Source organism: Actinoplanes sichuanensis (genome assembly GCF_033097365.1).
Lineage (GTDB): Bacteria > Actinomycetota > Actinomycetes > Mycobacteriales > Micromonosporaceae > Actinoplanes > Actinoplanes sichuanensis.
Genome location: NZ_AP028461.1, coordinates 7,318,899 through 7,334,626 on the forward strand (window position 1 = coordinate 7,318,899; position 15,728 = coordinate 7,334,626).

Annotated in this window: 12 protein-coding genes; 8 read left to right on the forward strand and 4 right to left on the reverse strand. The window is 69.3% G+C overall.

The genetic code is table 11. The features are described from left to right. Nucleotides 1-31: 31 nt before the first annotated feature. From Q0Z83_RS33750 to Q0Z83_RS33785, 8 genes are all read left to right on the forward strand, one after another. A complete protein-coding gene (locus Q0Z83_RS33750; RefSeq protein ID WP_317787287.1) occupies nucleotides 32-784 on the forward strand; it encodes an SGNH/GDSL hydrolase family protein in 753 nt (250 codons plus the stop codon). 114 nt (nucleotides 785-898) lie between these two features. Further along, on the forward strand, nucleotides 899-1,744 hold the full coding sequence (locus Q0Z83_RS33755) for a glycosyltransferase family 2 protein (RefSeq protein ID WP_317787288.1): 846 nt from the start codon (nucleotides 899-901) through the stop codon (nucleotides 1,742-1,744). Between the two features lie 83 nt (nucleotides 1,745-1,827). Then, entirely contained in the window at nucleotides 1,828-3,177 is a 1,350-nt protein-coding gene (locus tag Q0Z83_RS33760; RefSeq protein ID WP_317787289.1) for an L-serine ammonia-lyase, read from the forward strand. A 92-nt stretch (nucleotides 3,178-3,269) separates the two neighbouring features. Then, nucleotides 3,270-4,715 (forward strand): glycoside hydrolase family 43 protein, encoded by a 1,446-nt coding sequence (locus tag Q0Z83_RS33765; protein ID WP_317787290.1) that lies wholly within the window; start codon nucleotides 3,270-3,272, stop codon nucleotides 4,713-4,715. A gap of 74 nt (nucleotides 4,716-4,789) precedes the next feature. Next, nucleotides 4,790-5,128: a PadR family transcriptional regulator gene (locus Q0Z83_RS33770; RefSeq protein ID WP_317787291.1), complete on the forward strand. Its 339-nt coding sequence runs from the start codon at nucleotides 4,790-4,792 to the stop codon at nucleotides 5,126-5,128. Between the two features lies 1 nt (nucleotide 5,129). Further along, nucleotides 5,130-5,588 (forward strand): HAAS signaling domain-containing protein, encoded by a 459-nt coding sequence (locus tag Q0Z83_RS33775; protein WP_317787292.1) that lies wholly within the window; start codon nucleotides 5,130-5,132, stop codon nucleotides 5,586-5,588. 114 nt (nucleotides 5,589-5,702) lie between these two features. Continuing rightward, the gene (locus Q0Z83_RS33780; protein WP_317787293.1) at nucleotides 5,703-6,869 is read left to right on the forward strand and encodes a monooxygenase; all 1,167 of its coding nucleotides are present in this window, start codon (nucleotides 5,703-5,705) and stop codon (nucleotides 6,867-6,869) included. Between the two features lie 18 nt (nucleotides 6,870-6,887). Continuing rightward, nucleotides 6,888-7,844, forward strand: a complete 957-nt coding sequence (locus tag Q0Z83_RS33785) for a TIGR03885 family FMN-dependent LLM class oxidoreductase (protein ID WP_317787294.1) — start codon at nucleotides 6,888-6,890, stop codon at nucleotides 7,842-7,844. Here Q0Z83_RS33785 and Q0Z83_RS33790 read toward each other — a convergent pair. From Q0Z83_RS33790 to Q0Z83_RS33805, 4 genes are all read right to left on the reverse strand, one after another. Then, complete coding sequence (locus tag Q0Z83_RS33790; protein ID WP_317787295.1) at nucleotides 7,731-9,299, reverse strand: GGDEF domain-containing protein; 1,569 nt, start codon at nucleotides 9,297-9,299, stop codon at nucleotides 7,731-7,733. The two genes, Q0Z83_RS33785 and Q0Z83_RS33790, sit on opposite strands and share 114 nt — an antisense overlap. Nucleotides 9,300-9,396: 97 nt before the next feature. Further along, nucleotides 9,397-10,113 (reverse strand): hypothetical protein, encoded by a 717-nt coding sequence (locus Q0Z83_RS33795; protein WP_317787296.1) that lies wholly within the window; start codon nucleotides 10,111-10,113, stop codon nucleotides 9,397-9,399. 134 nt (nucleotides 10,114-10,247) lie between these two features. Continuing rightward, nucleotides 10,248-12,686 carry a GH36-type glycosyl hydrolase domain-containing protein gene (locus tag Q0Z83_RS33800; RefSeq protein WP_317787297.1) on the reverse strand — a complete coding sequence of 813 codons (2,439 nt, stop codon included), beginning with the start codon at nucleotides 12,684-12,686 and terminating at the stop codon, nucleotides 10,248-10,250. 211 nt (nucleotides 12,687-12,897) lie between these two features. After that, nucleotides 12,898-15,684 carry an AbfB domain-containing protein gene (locus Q0Z83_RS33805; RefSeq protein WP_317787298.1) on the reverse strand — a complete coding sequence of 929 codons (2,787 nt, stop codon included), beginning with the start codon at nucleotides 15,682-15,684 and terminating at the stop codon, nucleotides 12,898-12,900. Nucleotides 15,685-15,728 lie beyond the last annotated feature (44 nt).

Consider the following 15,728-nt stretch of genomic DNA (forward strand, 5'->3'; position numbering starts at 1 on the left):
TGCGACCGTTCGGTCGGATAGCGTCCATCCCATGACGCGGTACGTGGCGATCGGCGACAGCTTCACCGAGGGCCTGGGTGACACCCTCCCCGACGGCACCGAGCGGGGCTGGGCCGATCTGGTCGCGGCCGGCCTCTCCGAGATCTCGGACAGCCCGGTCGAGTATGCGAATCTCGCCATCCGCGGCCGCCTGCTGGAGCCGATCGTCAACGATCAGCTTCCCGCCGCCCTGGCGCTGGCCCCCGCCCCGACGCTCATCACCTTCAACGGCGGCGGCAACGACATGCTGCGCCGCGGCGTCTCGCTGGACCGTCTGATCGAGCTGACCGAGCAGGCCGTCCAGCGCTGCGCCGCGGCCGGGGTGCGCCTGGTCGTGCTGAGCGGCGCCGATCCGTCCGACCACCTGCCGTTCGGCAGCACCTTCCGGCAGCGCGGTGAGATCCTCACGGCCGCGGTGTCCGAGCTGCTCCCCCGCTATGACGTGACGTTCGTCGACTGTTTCCGCGACATCGAGCTGCGCCGCCGGGTCTACTGGTCGGCCGACCGCCTCCATCTGAACGCGGCGGGCCACCGCCGGGTCGCCTCGCTGGTGCTGCGCGCTCTCGGCCACCCGGCGGCGCCACACGCTCTCGACCCGGGCCCGACGCCGGCCTTCCGCATCCTGGGCGAGGCGCGTTACTACGGCGAGCACGTCCTGCCGTGGATCAACCGGCGCCTGCGCGGCCGCTCGTCCGGAGACAACCGTCTCCCGAAATTCGCCACCTGGACACCGATCACCGCCTGACCCCACGGGTCTCCGGCCGCTCATCCAACCTCCACCCACTGGTCGCCCGGCGGCGGTAGCCGCGTCCACGACCTGCGCGGAATCATGCTCGCCAAGACGAGCATCGGAGGATCGATGTCAGGGCTGCGCATTTCCGTCGTCATTCCCGCGTACAACGAAGAATCGATGATCGGCGCCTGCCTGGAGGCCGTTCTGGCGCAGTCCCGGGCGGCCGACGAGGTGATCGTGGTCGACAACAACTCGACCGACCGGACCGCCGAGATCCTGCGCGGCTTCCAGGACCGGGTGATCGTCCTCGGCGAGGACCGGCAGGGTGTGCAGCACGCCCGCAACCGGGGGCTGAACGCGGCGACGGGTGATGTGATCGTCCGGATCGACGCGGATACCAGGCTGTCGGAGGGTCATCTGGCCGCGGTGGAGGCGACGTTCGGCGATCCGTCGGTGGACGCGGCGACCGGCCCGGTCCGCTACTACGACGTGACCCTGCCCCGCGTGGCGGCCCGCGGCGACGCGATCATCCGCGGCCTGTGGACGGTTCCGAACGGGCGGCTCGACTGGGTCTTCGGCGCGAACATGGCGATCCGCCGCCCGACCTGGCTGGCGGTGGCGGCGACCCTCTGCGCCGACGAGCAGTTCCACGAGGACCTGGATCTCGGCATCCACCTGCGGGAGGGCGGCTACTCGGTGCGGTACGCCCGGACACTGGTGGCCGGCACGTCGTCCCGCCGGGTCAAGGGCGACTTCATGGGTTTCCGCCACTACCTGCTGATGACCGAGCGTGGTTACGCCCAGCACATCGGGCGGTTGCGGCGTGGCTCGTACGCCCGGGCCTGGATGACCGCCCGGTTCCTGCTGGTGATGTACCCGATGATGCGCTGGCTGCACGCCGACCATCACCGGCGGCACGAGTTGCCGATCGTGGTGGCCCGCAAGAACCCGATGTCCAGCGTCTGCGACTGACCTCCGCTGAACCGAGAACACCCTCGCTCACGTAACCATCCCCGTCGGCTTCCCCCGGCCGTCGACGCACAAAGGAGTGCATCGTGAGCCCTGAGCAGCACATCTCCGTCTTCGACCTGTTCTCCGTCGGCATCGGCCCGTCGAGCTCGCACACCGTGGGGCCGATGCGGGCGGCCCGCCTCTTCGCCGGTCATCTGGCCGGAAACGATCATGTGACCACGGTTCGCGCCGAGATGTTCGGGTCTCTCGGGGCCACCGGGCACGGGCACGGCACACCGAAGGCCGTACTCCTCGGTCTCGAGGGTGACACCCCGGAGACGGTGGACGTGATCACCGCGGATGCGCGGGCCGCTCGCATCCGGGCGGACGGCCGGTTGCGGCTGCTGCGTGAGCGTGAGGTGGGCGTCGATCTGGTCCTGCATCGCCGTAAGGTGCTGCCGGGGCATCCCAACGGGATGCTGTTCACGGCGCTGCGCGCCGACGGCGCGGAGATTCTGCGCAGGGTCTACTTCTCGGTCGGCGGCGGGTTCGTCGTGGCGGACGACCTCTCGGTGGTACGTCCGGAGCCCACGACCGTCCCCTACGTCTTCGGCACGGCCGCTCAGCTGCTGAAACACGCGAACGCGACGGGACTGTCGATCTCCCGGTTGATGCTGTCGAACGAGGGTGTGCACCGCACCGAGTCGGAGATCCGGTCCGGCCTGCTGGACATCTGGCAGGTGATGAGCGACTGCATCGACGCCGGCCTGTACGCCGAGGGTGTGCTGCCGGGCGGCCTGCGGGTCCGGCGCCGGGCCGGCGCGACGGCCCGTCAGCTGCGGGTGGCCGGCGATCGGGGCGAGCTGGCGATGGAGTGGCTGACGGTCTACGCGATGGCGGTGAACGAGGAGAACGCCGCGGGTGGCCGCGTGGTGACCGCCCCGACCAACGGCGCGGCCGGGATCATTCCGGCCGTGCTGCGCTACTACCTGGACTTCGTGCCGGGCGCCGACAAGGAGGGTGTGGTCCGCTACCTGCTGACGGCCGGGGCGATCGGCATGCTGTTCAAGCGCAACGCCAGCATCTCCGGGGCCGAGGTGGGTTGTCAGGGTGAGGTCGGTTCGGCGTGCGCGATGGCCGCGGCCGGGCTCGCCGAGGTGCTCGGTGGGACGCCGGAGCAGGTGGAGAACGCCGCCGAGATCGGCATGGAACACAACCTGGGCCTGACCTGCGACCCGGTCGGCGGCCTGGTGCAGATCCCGTGCATCGAGCGCAACGGCATGGCCGCGGTGAAGGCGGTCACCGCGGCGAAGATGGCCCTGCGCGGCGACGGCCGCCACCACGTCTCCCTCGACAAGGTCATCAAGACCATGAAGGAGACCGGCGCCGACATGAAGGACAAATACAAGGAGACCGCACGGGGCGGCCTCGCGGTGAACGTGACCGAGTGCTGACGTCAGAACAGCCCACTTCTTGACAAGAAAGTTACGGGCATCAACACTTCGAAACATTCCCCCGTGCGTTAGCGCTAACAATCGGAGTTTCGATGCCCCGAGTCCTCAGTCGCATCAGCGCGTTACTGGCCACCTTCGTCCTCGTCATCGCCGGCCTGGCCGCCCCCGCCAGCGCCCTCGACCCGTTCACCGGCTACCTGATGGCCCACTTCATCGGCGAGTCGGCGCAGGGTGAGCAGATCTACCTCGCCCACAGCAAGGACGGTCGCAACTGGACCGACCTCAACGCGGGCGGCCCGGTGCTGCTGTCCACGGTCGGCACCAAGGGTGTCCGCGACCCGGCCATCGTCCGTTCCCCCAACGGCGACAAATATTGGATCATCGCGACCGACCTGCGGATCGCCGGCGGCACCTCGTGGGGTGACGCCTCCAGCAAGGGCAGCAAGAACCTGGTCGTCTGGGAGTCCACCGACCTGGTCAACTGGTCGGTCCCGCGGCTGATCAACGTGGCCGGCGGCATCTCCGGCGCCGGTGACGCGTGGGCGCCGGAGGCCATCTGGAATCCGGCCACCAACGACTACGTCATCTACTGGGCGACCAATTCGCTGCTCAACGGCGTCACCAAGCACCGCATCTGGTACGTCCGGACCAGCGACTTCCGTACCGTGACGGCCCCGACCCTCTACATCGACAGGGGATCCGGCCAGGGCATCATCGACACCCAGATCATCGAGGTGGCGAACAGCCTGGGCGGCTACCGCTACTACCGGGCGTCAGCCGACGGGCAGATCACCGTCGAGGGCGGCAACTCGATCCTCGGCACCTGGACGAAGATCGGCGACCTCCAGCACCTCGGCATCTCCAACGGAGCGACCGGCGGCAACGTCGTCGAGGGCCCGATGTGGGCGCAGACGAACGGCGCGAACGAGTGGCATCTCTGGGTCGACCAGTACGCCACCGGCCGCGGGTACATGCCGGTGCGGTCCACCAACCTGGGCAGCACCGCGAACTTCGCCACCCGTACCGACTACAGCCTCGGCACCACCAAGAAGCGGCACGGCTCGATCCTGAACCTGACCGCCGCCGAGGAGACCCGGGTGCTGGCCAAGTGGGGCGCGAGCACGACGACACTCAAGCGGATCCAGTCCTACAACAACCAGACCCGCTACGTACGGCACGCCAACTTCGACGTACGGATCGACGCCGACGTGAGCCCGCTGCGCGACTCGCAGTTCCGGATCGTCCCCGGCCTCGCCAACAGCTCGGGCTACGTCTCCTTCGAGTCGGTCAACTATCCGGGCTACTACCTGCGGCACTACTCCTACGACGGGCAGCTCGCCGCGAACGACGGCACCGCGACGTTCGCCGCGGACGCCACGTTCAAGCAGGTGGCCGGGCTCGCCGACAGTTCCTGGTCGTCGTTCCAGTCGTACAACTACCCGACCCGCTACCTGCGGCACTACAACTACCTGCTGCGCATCGACCCGATCAGCACCACCACCGAGAAGGCCGACGCCACGTTCCGCATCACCGGCTGATCCGCCAAGAGGGGCCGCCGGGGCGGCCCCTCTTGCTGTTGCGAGTACCTTGCGACGCAAGGTACCTTGTGGGCGTGACAGATGAAGCGGCACTGACCACGGCCCTGCGCCGGGGCACCATCGAGTACTGCGTGCTCGCGCTTCTGGACAAGCGCGAGCTCTACGGCGTCGAGCTGGTTCAGCAGCTCAGCAACGGTCTCGGCATGATCACCAGCGAGGGGACGATGTATCCGTTGCTGTCGCGCCTGCGGCGCAACGGCCGGATCGCGACCACCTGGCGGGAGGCTCCGGCCGGCCCGCCGCGGCGCTACTACACCCTCACGGCGGACGGCGAAGCGGCTCTCACCCACTTCCGCACCGAGTGGGTCACCTTCCGCAGCGGTGTGGACCGCATCCTGGGAACGGAGAGTTGAGATGACCCAGACCGACGAACTGGTCACCGCCTACCTGGCACGGGTGGAGCGGGCCGCCGGCCGGCTGCCCGCCGGGCGTCGTGAGGAGCTGCTCGGCGACCTGCGCGAGCACATTGAGATCGCGCGGGCCGAGTCGGGCGCGGAGTCGGAGGCCGAGGTCCGCACGATCCTGGAGCGGCTCGGCGACCCGGAGAGCATCGTGGCCGCCGCCGACACCCAGACCGACCTGCCGCGGGTCACCGCGGCCACGCCGTATCCGACGGCACCGGCCGTCCCGCCGGCGCCGCACCGGCCGACCTCGCGCACCGCGCTCTGGGTGGTGCTCGGCGTGGTGGCCGCCATCGTGATGATCCTCTTCTGCGTCGGGGCGTTCACACTGGCCCGCAGCGACACCGCTCCCACCGAGCCGGAGATCGCGCCGATCCAGACAGCAGAGGTGCAGCCGAGTGTAGGACCCTGAAACCACCCTGATGATCCATTCGCAGGGTATCGTCCGGGTTACCACGGATATGCGGTGGAGGGCGGCGATTGAAAGGATGAGGCGGACTCACCGTCCGGCCATGTGGAGGCCAGCATGAGGTTCGCCCGTCCCGCCACCGCCGCCGCGGTCGCCGCCACTCTGCTTCTGGCCGCGTGCGGCACCACCGATCCGGAGCCGACCTCGGTCGCGCCGCCGGCCAGTCCGCACACCGGCCACAGCGCCTCCGGCTCCGCGCCACCGGCCAGTCCGCTGCGCGCGAGCGAGCGTTTCATCGAGGTGGGGCTGAAGACGCCGTACACCCCGGCCGCGCCGAACGGCGGCACCGACGAGTATCGATGCTTCCTGGTGGACCCGGGGCTGACCGAGTCGGCCTACCTGACCGGCAGTCAGTTCCGTCCGCAGAACGCGGCGATCGTGCACCACGCGATCTTCTACCGGCTCGACCCCGAGCAGGCGAAGGCCGCGGAGAAGGTGGATGCCGAGACGGCCGGTGAGGGCTGGACCTGTTTCGGCGACAGCGGTGTGGACGGTCAGACCGCCTGGGTGGCGCACTGGGCGCCGGGCGCCGGCGAGACGCTGATGCCGGCCGGGTTCGGCTTCACCATGCCGCCCGGTAGCAAGCTGGTCATGCAGGTGCATTACAACCTGCTCGGCGCGGGCGCCGGCGGCCCCGGCTCGGACGCGTCGGGCATGCAGATGCGCATCTCCTCGGCGGCCGGGCTCAAGCCGTTGGAGACGGGGCTGGTGATGGCCCCGATCGAGCTGCCCTGCGAGCCCGGCGGGACGGGTGCGCTCTGCGACCGGGACACCGCGGTCGCCGATGTCGGCAAGCGGTTCGGCGCCGATTCGGCGGAGCAGGTCCAGCAGCTCAACCAGTGGTGCAACAAGGGCGCGCCCCCGAAACCGGGCAACACGCAGAGCTGCGACCAGCCGGTCGAGCAGGGCGGCACGGTCTACCTGGCGGCCGGCCACATGCACCTGCTGGGCCGGGCGATCAAGGTGGAGCTCAACCCGGGGACGGCCGAGGCGCAGACCCTGCTCGACGTCCCGCAGTACGACTTCGACGATCAGGCGCTCGTGCCGTTGGCCAAGCCCATCAAGATCAATAAGGGCGATGACGTACGGGTGACCTGCACCCACGACGCGACGCTGCGCAAGCAACTGCCCCAGCTGCAGAAACTGCCCTCGCGGTACGTGGTGTGGGGCGAGGGCACCAGCGACGAGATGTGCCTCGGAATCCTGGTCATGGCACCGGAGTAGTGGGTATGTAGGCGTGCCATGACCGAGTACGGCATCCACGCCTCGCACGAGCAGATCCCACCCGGCGCGCTCCTGGACGCGGTGATCGCGGCCGAGCGCGCCGGCTTCGACGCCGCGATGTGTTCCGATCACTTCTCGCCGTGGAGTTCCCGCCAGGGCCAGTCGGGTTTCGCCTGGTCCTGGCTGGGTGCCGCGCTCCAGGCCACGAACCTGTCGTTCGGGGTGGTCAACGCACCGGGCCAGCGTTACCACCCGGCGATCATCGCGCAGGCGATCGGCACTCTGGCCAGTATGTTTCCGGGCCGGTTCTGGGCAGCGCTGGGGTCCGGCGAGTTCAGCAACGAGCACATCACCGGGGCCAAGTGGCCGCGCAAGGAGGTCCGCAACGCCCGCCTGCGCGAGTCCGTCGACGTCATCCGTGACCTGCTCGACGGGCAGGAGGTGTCCCGCGACGGGCTGATCACCGTCGACCGGGCCCGGCTGTGGACCCGGCCGGAGGTCACCCCGCCGCTGATCGGCGCCGCGATCAGCACGGCCACCGCCGCCTGGTGCGCGGAGTGGGCCGACGGGTTGGTCACCGTCAACGCGCCCGAGGAGCATCTGCGCGCGATGATCGCCGCCTACCGGGACGCCGGTGGCCGCGGCCCGATCTGTCTCCAGGTGCATCTGAGCTGGGCCGGCTCGCAGCAGGAGGCCGAGACGATCGCCCACGACCAGTGGCGCAGCAACATCTTCGTACCGCCGGTCTGCTGGGACCTGGCCACCGCCGAGGAGTTCGACGTGGTGTCCGAGAACGTCACGGTCGAGCAGGTGGCGAAGGTCGTGAACATCTCGGCCGATCTGGAACGGCACGTCGAGTGGCTACGAGGCTACGCGGCCCTCGGCTTCGACCGGATCTACCTGCACCATGTGGGGCAGGACCTGGGCCCGTTCGTCGAGGCGTTCGGTGCGAAGGTGCTGCCGGCGCTGCGCTGAGCCGCGCTTGTCGGCGTACATCCGCTCGTCGGCGGCGGCGAGCAGCTCGTCCGGCGCGACGATGCGGCGCTCGGTCCGGGTGACGGTGCCGACGGCGGCCGTGACGACCAGGTCGCGGCCGCCCCACGCCACCGGCACCGCGATCGACCGGGCGATCCGGTCACCGAGCGCACGGGCCGTGGCGTCGTCCGCCTCGGCGCAGAAGATCAGGAACTCGTCGCCACCGATCCGGGCCACCACGTCCCCGGCCCGGACCGCGTCGGTGATCCGGGCGGCGGTGGCGCGCAGGATCGCATCGCCCGCCTCGTGCCCGTGCTCGTCGTTGATCGGCTTGAACCCGTTCAGGTCGCAGTAGATCAGCGCCAGGTCACCCGGCGCCCCACCGGCGTGCGCGGCGATCGCCTTCTGCATCTCGGTGAACAGGTGCCGCCGGTTCACCAGGCCGGTCAGCTCGTCGTGGGTGGCCTGGTAGAGCAGCGCGTGTTTGAGCCGGCTGATCCGGACCAGCACGAGCGGGATGCTCAGCAGCGGCGCGATGGTCAACAGCAGCCCGTCCGCGGGCTGGCCCAGCAGCTGGCCGAGGCCGCCGCACAGCGGGATCAGCAGCAGCGCCGTGCCGAGCAGCCCGAGTTGGAGTCGCGGGGTGGGCGGCGCCAGGTCGGGGGCCGGCTCACTCAGCTGTTTCACGCTCGGATGCAGTCCGGCCGCGCCGAGGGCGAGGTAGCCGATCGCGAAGCACAGGGCCGGCAGGGACGCGTTCTCGCCGGAGACCGGTCCCATGTTGACCAGTGCGATGCCGAGGATCGTGCAGCCCAGCGATGCGAACAGGTAGTTCATGCAGGTTCGGCCGGCCGCGCTGGTCCGGGCCACCCGCAGCAGCGCGCCGCAGATGCCGAGCAGCACCAACAGCTGGGTGAGCACCAGGAACAGTCCCGCCGTGCCCATGCCCGCGCCCAGCATGCGCGGCCGGAACGCGAACTCCCACAACGGGGCGGCCAGGGCGATCCCCCACACCGCGGCGTCGATGGTGCCACTCGCGTCGCGGGGCGCGTGCCGCAGCACGATCAGCAGGCTGGCCGCCAGCATGAACACGTAGCCGCCCAGTTGCGGCGGCACGACCAGGAGATCCGGTGGCTTGGCGATGTCTTCCAGCGCGGCGTGGAACCAGGCCGCGTTCGCCGTCGTGAGCAGCAGCAGTGCGATGATCACCAGCGCCCACGGCCGCTGGTCGGTGACCCGGTGCCGGCGCAGGCCGACCGCGATGGCCACCGCGGCGACCATGCCGGAGAGCAACATCAGACCGGTGCGGACCGACGCCCCGCCGTACACGTACCCGAGCGCGAAACTCACCGCCACGACGGCGAAACCCACCGATACGGTACGGCCGACGCGCGCCGGGGCCGGCCGGAACGACGTGGCGTCCCGGCCGGTCAGGAGGTTCCCGGGCCGGCGCACACCGGTGCTCTTCGACGACCGCACGGCGGTCTTGAGATTTAGTCGAGCCGGCGCCCCGGATCGGCCCTGACGGGACGGCAGGCCCAGGCGTTGAGGATCACCCCGCCGCGGTCAACTCGTCGGCGGCGTCGGACAGCAGGGCGGCGACCCGGGTCATCGCGTCGATCCGCTGCTCGATCTCCCGGGGCCGCGGGCTCAGCAGAGCGGTGACCGGTGTGTTGACCCACTCGCCGGTGACCACGTAACCGCAGCCGGGCAGTGCCTCCTCGATCCGCTGCAACAGCTCGCGGGTGAACAGCGCCGCCACCTCCGGTGTGCCGATGTCACCGCCGATCAACTGCCCGTCGGCGATCGACACCCGGCCCACCGGTAGCGGCCGGGGCAGCCTGGCCAGGTAGAACGTGTCGTGGCCGCCGATGTCGCGGGTCTGGTCGAAGACCACGAACGGCACCCCGTTCTCGGTGCCGGTGAGCACCGCGAACGCGGGCGGCGCATCCCGCAGGAACTGCTCCAGCCGAGTCGAGGCGGGCAGGGCGGCATCCTCCGCGCGGTACGTCCAGCCGCGGCGGGCGGCCAGCCGGGGCCGCCCGCGCAGCGTCCTGGTCCGGGAGATCAGCTTGCCGGTCTGGACCAGGATCGTCACGCCGCCGGCGAACCCGATCACACCGGCGGCGGCGGGCTTGTGCTCACCGATCAGCCGGATCGCGCCCACCATCAGCAGCACACCCACGAACAGCCAGATCACCGGCCGACGGCGGCTGCGCAACCGGGCCGGGATCGGACTGTTCGCACCGAATCTGGTCCATTCGTTCACTGGTTCCTCCGCGAGCCGGGTGCCCCTCCATACCCGCCGACGGCACTGTCCGACCCTCCACACGGTACGGTGCGCATCCGGCTCGCGACACGCCGTTCCACCGCGAGGAAGATAACGGTCCGGCGTGAATGGAATCAGCCCAGGATCGCCTCCACCCGGACCACGGCGCCCGGCTCGGCCGGCGGGACCAGGGCGCCCTCCACCCGTACACCGTCGACGAGCAGGTGGTCGACCCGGCCGCTACCGGTCACGGTGATCTCGTAGGTCGCGCCACGGAACTCGCGGGTCGCGGTGAACCCGGGCCAGCCGGTGGGCAGCACCGGGTCGATCCGCAGGCCGCCGAAGTCCGGCCGGATGCCCAGGATCCACTGGCTGATCGCCACGAAGTTCCAGGCCGCGGTGCCGGTCAGCCACGAGTTCTTGGCCTCGCCGTGGGTGGGCGCGTCCCGGCCGGCGATCATCTGCGCGTAGACGTACGGCTCGGTGCGGTGCGTCTCGCTGATCCCCTCCCGGGCCGACGGGTTGATCCGCCGGTAGTAGTCGAACGCCCGGTCCCCGTTGCCGACCATCGTCTCGGCGATCATGATCCACGGGTTGGTGTGGCAGAAGATGCCGGCGTTCTCCTTGTACCCGGGCGGGTACGACGAGATCTCCCCCAACTCGATCCGATAACTGGAGAAGGCCGGCTGCTGGAGCACGATCCCGTGCGGGGTGGCCAGCCGGTCGGCCACACTGTCCAGCGCCTTCACCGCGAGCCCGTCCTCCAGGCCCACCCCGCCGAGCACGCAGATGCCCTGCGGCTCGATGAAGATCTGACCCTCGTCGTTCTCGCCCGAGCCGAGCACGTTGCCGTAGAAGTCGTACGCCCGCCGGAACCAGGCCCCGTCCCAGCCGTGCTCGGTGATCGTGCCGGCCATCTTCTCGGCGGCCGCCCGGTAGACGACCTCCTCGCCGTCCTGCCCACGCAGCCCGGCGATCACCGCGAGTTCCTTGGCGGCCAGCACGAACAGGCCGGCGATGAACACCGACTCGGCGACCCCACCGGACGCGTTCTCGGTCGTCTGGAACGGCTCGCCCGGAGTGTCGGAGAAGCAGTTCAGGTTCAGGCAGTCGTTCCAGTCGGCGCGGCCGATCAACGGCAGGCCGTGCGGGCCCAGCCGATCCAGCGTGTACTTCAGTGAACGGCGCAGGTGCTCGTAGAGCGGGACCTCACTGCCCGGCACGTTGTCGAACGGCACCCGCTCGTCCAGGAACGTGTGGTCGCCGGTCTCCTTGAGATACGCCGCCACGCCCAGGATCAGCCACAGCGGGTCGTCGTTGAAGCCGTCGCCGATGTCGTTGTTCCCGCGTTTCGTCAGCGGCTGGTACTGGTGGTAGGCGCCGCCGTCCTCCTTCTGGGTGGCGGCGATGTCCAGGATCCGCTCCCGAGCCCGCTCCGGGATCATGTGCACGAACCCGAGCAGGTCCTGGTTCGAGTCGCGGAAGCCCATGCCACGGCCGATGCCCGTCTCATAGAGCGACGTGGACCGGCTCATGTTGAACGTGACCAGGCACTGGTAGGCGTTCCACACGTTGACCATGCGGTTGGTGTCGCCGTCCGGCGTGGTCACGTGCAGGGTGTTCAGTAGCCGGTCCCAATACGCGCGCAGGTCGGCGTACCCCTGATCGACGACCTCGGGCCGCAGCCACCGGGAGATGACCGGCTTGACCCGGGTCTTGTTGATCGTCTGCGAGCCCGGCGGATCGAACTTGTCGTCCTTCGGATTCTCGGCGTAGCCGAGGACGAAGACGACCTCGCGCGTCTCACCCGGCGCGAGCCGCAGCCGGACGTGGTGGCTGCCGATCGGCTGCCATCCGTGCGCGACCGAGTTCTTCGAGAGACCGCTCTCTACGACGACCGGCCGATCCCAGCCCCGGTACGCGCCGAGGAACGCCTCACGCTGCGTGTCGAACCCGGCGAGCGGCTCCGAGCAGGCGAAATAGGCGAAGTGGTCGCGGCGTTCCCGGTACTCGGTCTTGTGGTAGATGACGCCGTCGACGACCTCCACCTGGCCGGTGTTGAAATTCCGCTGGTAGTTCGTGGCGTCGTCCTGCGCGTCCCACAGGCAGAACTCCACCGACGAGAACAGCGACAACTCGGCGTTGTCGGTGCGCTCATTGGTGACCCGGACCCGCCAGACCTCCAGGGTCTCCCCCAGCGGCGCGAAATAGAGCGTCTCGGCCCGGATCCCGCGCCGGGACGAACCGATCCTGGTGTACGACAGCCCGTGCCGACACTCGTAGTCGTCCAATTCGCGTTCCGGGGTGGGCTGCCAGGACGGCGACCAGTAGTCACCACTGACGTCGTCGCGTACGTAGACGTAACGGCCGCCCACATCGAGCGGCGCGTTGTTGTAGCGGTAACGGGTGAGCCGCCGCAGACGGGCGTCACGGTAGAACGAGTAGCCACCCGCGGTGTTGGACACGATCCCGAAGTAGGCGTCCGTGCCGAGGTAATTGATCCACGGCAGCGGTGTGTCCGGCCTCTCGATGACGTACTCGCGCTGCTCATCGTCGAATTGCCCGTAGCGCAACAGGTCCTCCCCCGTCGCAGTCGGAGCCACCCGGCGGAGTCGCCGGCCGGCATGGGAGCAGATTTGGGAGCGCTCCCATGGTCGCCCATTTTACCGCTTCGACACCTCGATGGGACCAGTCCGAAAAGACTCTTCGTTTTCGCTCCACGCCCGCCACGCCGAACGGCCGCCCGCGACCCGCGCGAGCGGCCGTTCCGGAGGGGATGGCCGGTTATGGGGTCCAGGCAGCGGCGACGGTCCAGCTGCTGTCGGCGCTCAGGGTCAGCGGCCGGTCGAATCCGGATCCGGTGCCGGATGCGATCCAGGCCTGGGCGTCGAAGTGCCGGAGGTACCGACCCGGGAAGTTGATCGACTCGAAGGTCACGCCGACCCCGCCGAGCCCCGGCCGTGTACAGAACGTGGCGTCACCCGCGAACAACGCCGACCCGTCATTCGCCGCCAGCCGCATCCGGCTGGCGGAATGCCGCAGGTACTGTCCGGGCAGATTGACCGACTCGAAGGTGTAGCAGGACGAGTCGGCCAAGCCCCGGCGCAGGGTGAACGTGGCATCGGCCTTGAGCAGCGCGCTGCTGCCGGCATTCACCACCTCGGTCCAGCCCAGGCTGTCGGCGTGCCGCAGGTATCGGTCGGTGTATCCCCACGTGGTCACCTGCAACGACCGCCGCACATCGAACGGCAGCAGCACCGAACTACGCCACAACGCCGGGTTCGACACATTCCAGGTCGCGTCGGCCGCGAACGAACCACCGGTGTTCGGGTCGATCCGCACCTGCTCACTGGCATGCCGCAGGTACTGACCGGGCTGGTTGGCCGCCTCGAACGAGACCCCGCCGGCCGCCAGGCCCGGCCGGGAGCACCAGGTGGCGTCGGCCGCGAACGAACCACCGGTGTCGGCGTCGATCCGGACCAGGCTGTTCGCATGCCGCAGGTAGCGGCCCGGGAAGTTCACCGACTCGAACGAGTAGCACCGCGGATCGGACAACCCGGCCACGGTACGGAACGACGCGTCCTGCCGGGCCCCGTCGCCACTGATCACGTCGGTCCGGGCCACCGAGTTCGAATGCCGCAGATGACGATCGGTGTAGCCGGATGTCGTCACCTGGAACGACCGGACCTGCCCGAGTGTCAGCGGCGCCGCGGAGTTCTGGTTCCGTGACGCCCGGATCAGGCTCGTCATCGCGGCGCGCACCTGGCCGGTGTCCACCTTCTGCACCTGACGGTCATAGGTGAGCAGCCCGTTGTACTCCCCTTCGACGTCGGTGATCTCGGTGTACACGAAACCGGAGAGGCCCTTGGCGGTCATCAGGCGCTCGGAGTCCCGGATCATCCCGGTGAACCGGTCGTTGAGCTGCGCGTTGCTCGACATCTGCTCGTAGGCGAAGAACTGTCCGTTGGGGCTGTACTCGTGCCCCGGAGTGCGCAGGCCCAGCCCGCCGAACTCGCCGAGGATCGACACCCGCGTCGACGACGGCAGCGGCGCGTCCGGCCCGGTGTAGACGTGCCAGTCGATGATGTCCCCGGTGCCGGGATCACCCTTCGAGGCGCAGCAGTTGAACCCGGAGTGCGCGTTCATCAGCCGGGTCGGATCGTAGTTCTTCAGATTCCGGGTGACCCGCTGCGTCTCGGCGAGGTTCCACTCGCCCCAGCCCTCGTTGAACGGCACGTAGGTGATGACCGCGGGCGAGAAGCGGTGCTCGTCGACGATCTCCCGGGCCTCGGTCTCGAACTCGGCGATCTGCGCGGCCGACTTGGTGTCGTCGCCGCCGGACGGGATGTCCTGCCAGACCAGCAGGCCCAACCGGTCCGCGTGGTAGTACCAGCGGGCGGGCTCCACCTTGATGTGCTTGCGCACCATGTTGAAGCCCAGGTCCTTGTGTTTCTGCAGGTCGAAGGCGAGCGCGGCGTCGGTCGGAGCGGTGTACAGCCCGTCCGGCCAGAAGCCCTGGTCGAGGGTGCCGGCCTGGAAGACGAACTCCCCGTTCAAGGTGGGCCGCAGTACGCCGTTGACCAGTCTGGTGCCGACCTCGCGCATCCCGAAGTAGCTGGTCACCTGGTCCACGCCGACGCCACCGGAGTCACGGAGCGAGACCCGTAGGTGGTACAGGTACGGATCATCGGGCGACCACCGCCGGGCATCGGGCACCGGAACGGTGAAGTCGGTGAATCCGCCGGTGGCACTGCCCACGACCGTGGTCCCGGCCATGGACTCGGCGAACACGCTGTGCCCGGTGACGTTCCCGCGGGTGAACACACGCACCCGAACCGTGTTCGCGGTGATGTTCGGGTAGATGTCGACCGAGTAGATCGAGGAGACCGGGGTCGGTTCCAGCCAGACGGTCTGCCAGATGCCGGACGTCGGCGTGTAGAAGATCCCGCTCGGGTTGTCGACCTGCTTACCCGACGGCTGCTCCTCCCCACGGCCGTTCGTGGGGTCGTAGACGCGGACCACGATCTCGTTGGTCCCGCCGTTGAGCTGCGGCGTGATGTCCACCTCGAACCTGTCGTAACCACCCTTGTGCGTGGTCACCTGGGTGCCGTTGACCCACACGGTGGCCTCGTAGTCGACCGCGCCGAAGTGCAACTGCACCCGCCGGCCGGCCCAGCCCGACGGCACGGTGAACGTCCGTCGGTAGAACATCAGGTCACGGTTGTCGTTGCGCATGATCCCGGACAGCGCCGACTCGACCGGATAGGGCACCAGGATCCGCTCCGGCAGGGTCTGCCCGATCGGCGGTGCCGCGTTGCGGTTGACGTTGCCGGCGGAGTCGGTCGCCGGGTTGAGGAACTGCCACTCGCCGTTCAGCGACTGCCAGTCGGGACGGGTCATCTGCGGCCGCGGGTACTCCGGCAGTGGGTTGGTGGTGGAGACCTGGCTGGTCCAAGGCGTGGTGAGTGGCGGTGTCTTCGGAACGACCGCCGCCGCGGGCGCGGCGAAGCCGACCAGGCCGGTGGCGGCCATGGCGAGCAACACGGAGGTACGGGCGACGAATCGGCGCATCGGACTCCTCAGGGGAACGGGCACACCGAGTTGCGCGACCATGA

Bases quoted from the DNA above. Each gene is read 5' to 3' on its own strand.
- Q0Z83_RS33750 (WP_317787287.1), top strand. From the start codon at position 32: ATGACGCGGTACGTGGCGATCGGCGACAGCTTCACCGAGGGCCTGGGT.
- Q0Z83_RS33755 (WP_317787288.1), top strand. From the start codon at position 899: ATGTCAGGGCTGCGCATTTCCGTCGTCATTCCCGCGTACAACGAAGAA.
- Q0Z83_RS33765 (WP_317787290.1), top strand. From the start codon at position 3,270: ATGCCCCGAGTCCTCAGTCGCATCAGCGCGTTACTGGCCACCTTCGTC.
- Q0Z83_RS33775 (WP_317787292.1), top strand. From the start codon at position 5,130: ATGACCCAGACCGACGAACTGGTCACCGCCTACCTGGCACGGGTGGAG.
- Q0Z83_RS33780 (WP_317787293.1), top strand. From the start codon at position 5,703: ATGAGGTTCGCCCGTCCCGCCACCGCCGCCGCGGTCGCCGCCACTCTG.
- Q0Z83_RS33785 (WP_317787294.1), top strand. From the start codon at position 6,888: ATGACCGAGTACGGCATCCACGCCTCGCACGAGCAGATCCCACCCGGC.
- Q0Z83_RS33805 (WP_317787298.1), bottom strand. From the start codon at position 15,684: ATGCGCCGATTCGTCGCCCGTACCTCCGTGTTGCTCGCCATGGCCGCC.